This is a genomic window from Hyphomonas sp. UBA3601 (assembly GCF_002375605.1).
Taxonomy (GTDB): Bacteria; Pseudomonadota; Alphaproteobacteria; order Caulobacterales; family Hyphomonadaceae; genus Hyphomonas.
This window is the reverse complement of record NZ_DFME01000129.1, coordinates 9,931-13,246: the sequence shown is the minus strand read 5'-3', so window position 1 is coordinate 13,246 and position 3,316 is coordinate 9,931. Positions and strand designations below refer to the sequence as shown.

Genomic DNA, 3,316 nt, shown 5'->3' with positions numbered 1-3,316 from the left:
ATGATCGCGATGACACTGCCGAGGCCCGCCATGAGCAGCCATGTGATGCGGCGCTCATGATCGTCATCGGCAAGGCGCAGGCCTGCGAGCAGGACGGCACCAGCCACGCCAATGGCGGCGGCTTCGGTGGGTGGGGCCACCCCGCCAAGGATGGCGCCGAGCACGGCCACGATCAACAGGAGCGGCGCGCCGAGCCCGAAAGCAACTTCCTTCGTGGTTAGCGGCGGACTGTCATCATCCTGTACCGGCGGGCAGCGCTCCGGGTGGCGAATGGCGGTCAGTGCGATCCAGCCGAGATAGAGGCCCACCAGCAGGAAGCCCGGAATCAGCGCGCCGGCGAACAGGTCTCCGACCGACACGACAAAAGAACCGGCAGAGCCAGTGGCCTGGCTCGCTTGGCTGGCGGCGTTCGAAATCGCATCGGCCAGCAGGATGAGCACAATGGAAGGCGGGATGATCTGGCCCAGCGTGCCTGAGGCGGCAATCGTGCCGGTGGCGAGACGCGGGTCGTAGCCCTGCCGGATCATGGTGGGCAGGGCAATCAGCGTCATGGTGATGACCGTCGCGCCGACAATGCCTGTGGATGCCGCCAGCAAGGCGCCTACCAGCACCACGGCATAGCCGAGCCCGCCGCGCACCTTCCCCAACAGACGGCTGGCAATATGGAGCAGGTCCTCCGCGACACGCGAGCGCTCCAGGATAACGCCCATCAACACAAAAAGTGGAACCGCGATCAGGGTCTGGTTCTGCATGATCGAGCCGCCCATTATGCGGCTCGGCAGATTGCGCAAGAATGCCTCGTCGAACACGCCAAGACCAATTCCGACCAGAGCGAACAGCAACGCTATGCCGCCAAGCGTCAGCGCGACCTGATACCCTGCCAATAGTGCGAGAATGGCGCAGACGAACATGGAGAGGGCCAGGATGACTTCAAGTTCCATGGACGCCTCCATGGGGCTCTTCCTCGGCCACATCTTCCAGCTTTCCGGTCAGGCGCAGAGCGGCTTTCAGCGCTTCTGACAAGCCCTGAACCAGCATCAGCACGGCAAAGGCTGGCAACAGCGTCTTGAACAGGAAGAGCAGGGGCAAGCCATCGGATTCCCGCGAGCCTTCGAACAGTGCCCAACTGCGGGCAAGGCCTTGTTCGGTCATCGCCAGCAGGCGGATGCAGATGGGGAAGAGGAACAGATATATGCCCGCCAATTCGATCCAGTTGCGCCTGCGCGCGCCAAAGCGGGGCCTGAGAATATCGACCCGCACATGCGCATCGTCTCGAAGAGCTGAGGCCGAGCCGAGCATGAACATGGCGGCGAAGGCATAGATCACGATCTCGTTCAACCAGGTGAATGAGAGGCCAAAGGCATAGCGCAGCAGCACAACCAGCAATTGCGCGCCCACAAGAATGATCGCGCCGGCGATCGCGCCGCCAAGCGCCCAGCCAGAGACCGCATCAATGCGCGCGCTCAACCATTTGGCGATCCGCTCGACTGGGTCTGGCCAGATCGTGACGATCAGTGGCAGCAAGAGCAACGGTGACAGGGCAAGCCCCAGCCATTTCAATGCCCCGCCAAGCGTGAGGAAGATCTCCGGAGACATACCCAGCCCGCCCCCGGCCTATTTGTTCGAATTGCGGGCGGCGTAGTACGGCCCTTCGGACACGTCGGCCCAGCCACGCATCAACTTCAAGCCTGCCTCGAAACTCTCATAGATACGCTTCTCGATCCCATCCCTTCCGGAGGCCGCGCGGACATCCCAGGCGGCTTCGGCCATACGGCTGACGACTTCGTCTGGAAAGCTGCGCATCTGGACGCCATGTTCGCGTTTAAGCAGGTCCAGATGGACCGCATTCTGGTAGGTGAACTCGCCAAGCGATGTGTGATTCACGCTCTCGCAGGCGGCCTTGATGATCTGTTGTTCGCCAGGCGTGAGACCGTCCCAGACGCGGAGGTTCATGCCAACTGCGAGACTTGCGCCCGGTTCGTGGAAACCGGGTCCGTAGTAGTATGGCGCCTCGCGGTGAAAGCCGAGATAATAGTCGTTCCAGGGGCCAACCCATTCCGTCGCGTCGATCGCTCCGGTTTGCAGGGATTGATAGATTTCCCCGCCCGGCAGTGCGACCGAGGAGCCGCCCAGTGCACGCAGGACGTCGCCGCCCTGACCCGGAATGCGCATCTTGAGTCCGACAAGATCATCCAGCGTGTTGATTTCCTTGCGGAACCAGCCGCCCATCTGATGGCCGGTATTTGCGGCCTGGATGGATTTGATTCCGAACTGGGCTGACAATTCATCCCATAATTTCTGGCCGCCGCCGAAATCAATCCAGCCCATAAGTTCCTGTGCGGTCATACCGAAGGGAACAGCGGTGAAAAACGGATAGGCGCTGGACTTGGCCGTCCAGTAGTATTCGGCGCCATGATACATATCGGCCGAGCCATTCGAGACGGCATCGAAGCACTCAAAAGGCGGGACGAGTTCGCCGGCCGCATAGACCTTCACTTCCATCAGGCCTTCGGACATTTGCTGGATGCGCTGGGCAACGCGCTCGGCCGCTTCGCCAAGCCCCGGCAGGCCCTTGGGCCAGGTGGTGACCATGTTGAATCGGCGTCGATTGCGCGCAATAGCCGGCGCAGTGAGATCGGCCGCCTTTTCGGGATTGGCAAAAGCAGCAGCCGCGCCGGCAAGGCCGAGTGCGCCTGCACCCAGCAGGTTGCGTCTATGGATCATCTATCTCCCCATGCCTCCCCGGTCTTGGCCGGGCTAAAGGCTAAACCGTGTCATTCATCGTCGCCCAGCGGACGCCACACGTCGCCATCAAGCACTTCGAGCGGCTTGTAGCGCCGCTTGTAGTCCATCTTCTGGCTGCCCTTCACCCAGTAGCCAAGATACACGTGCGGCAGGCCCAGATCCTGCGCGTGCAAAATGTGATCGAGGATGAGGTAATGGCCGAGTCCCCTCGAGGTCAGCTCCGGATCAAAGAACGTGTAGACCATCGAAAAGCCATCCCGGAGCACATCCGTGATCGAGGCGGCGACCAGAGGCGCGTCCTCTTCCACGCCATCGCGATATTCGAAGATCAGGCTTTGCACCGGGCTGCCGCCAACCATGGCGCTGTAATCCCGATAAGACATGTCGGACATGCCGGCACCATCATGACGGGTTTTCACATAGGATTTCAGCAGCCGGTATTGCTCGCGGCTCGGCTGGGCCTCGACCGGGCGGCGGATCAGAGAGGCATTGCGGTTCAGGGTGCGCCGGTCATTGCGCGACAGTTCGAAATCCCGCGTCGGTACGCGCACGCTGCGACAGGCATTGCAGC

4 protein-coding genes are annotated in these 3,316 nt (G+C 61.7%); all 4 read right to left on the bottom strand.

All coding sequences use genetic code 11. The features are described from left to right. Positions 1-941: TRAP transporter large permease subunit (locus B4F73_RS14815; protein WP_290483642.1), on the bottom strand; the 941-nt coding region annotated here is incomplete at its 3' end. Then, the gene (locus B4F73_RS14810; protein ID WP_290483641.1) at positions 931-1,596 is read right to left on the bottom strand and encodes a TRAP transporter small permease subunit; all 666 of its coding nucleotides are present in this window, start codon (positions 1,594-1,596) and stop codon (positions 931-933) included. The genes B4F73_RS14815 and B4F73_RS14810, both read right to left, overlap by 11 nt. Before the next feature lie 18 nt (positions 1,597-1,614). Continuing rightward, positions 1,615-2,724, bottom strand: a complete 1,110-nt coding sequence (locus tag B4F73_RS14805; protein WP_290483640.1) for a TRAP transporter substrate-binding protein — start codon at positions 2,722-2,724, stop codon at positions 1,615-1,617. Between the two features lie 50 nt (positions 2,725-2,774). Continuing rightward, positions 2,775-3,316, bottom strand: a 542-nt coding sequence (locus tag B4F73_RS14800; protein ID WP_290483639.1) for an arginyl-transferase family protein, incomplete at its 5' end; no start/stop codon positions are given.